This window comes from Vibrio sp. 704, assembly GCF_033339295.1.
Genome location: NZ_JAWOUH010001090.1, coordinates 1 through 503 on the forward strand (window position 1 = coordinate 1; position 503 = coordinate 503).

General features: G+C 46.9%; 1 pseudogene. It reads left to right on the forward strand.

Going from position 1 to position 503, the window contains the following annotated elements:
- Positions 1-503: pseudogene (locus tag R7R24_RS30805) on the forward strand (GGDEF domain-containing protein); the annotation flags it as partial.

The following is a 503-nucleotide window of genomic DNA, read 5'->3' on the forward strand; positions in this document are numbered from 1 at the left end:
AAGGGATTGAGAGCCAAATTTACGCGCTGCCACAAAGTTCATTAGCACAAATCGAATCATTAGAAGAAGACTCTCTACTGCAAAACCAGCCCAAGGATCTGTTGATTCGTTATTGGCTGGCGAAGTCGACCGTTCTTGAGTTGTTAGGGCGCGATAAAGAGAGCTTAGCAGTGGTAGATAAAGGGCTGAGTTTGACACCAGAACAAAGCCAAGAGCACTTGCTGTTCAAGCTGATCCAAATTCGAGCCATGATGGGCAATCGAGATATCGATACCGCGCTCTCGTCGTTGGATGCTTTGCTTGAAACATCACGAGAAAAAGGTGACAAGAAATTGGAATCGGAAATTCTGTTGCTCAAAGGTCGTTACTACGATGAGCAAGGGGACTATAAGAAATCGTACGCGGCGTTGATGTCTTCGATGGAAGCGGCGGAGTCATCGGGTGCGCAGGGCTTAGTCGAACGAGCAGCACTAGAGCTCGGTGATGTATTGGTAAAAATTCAA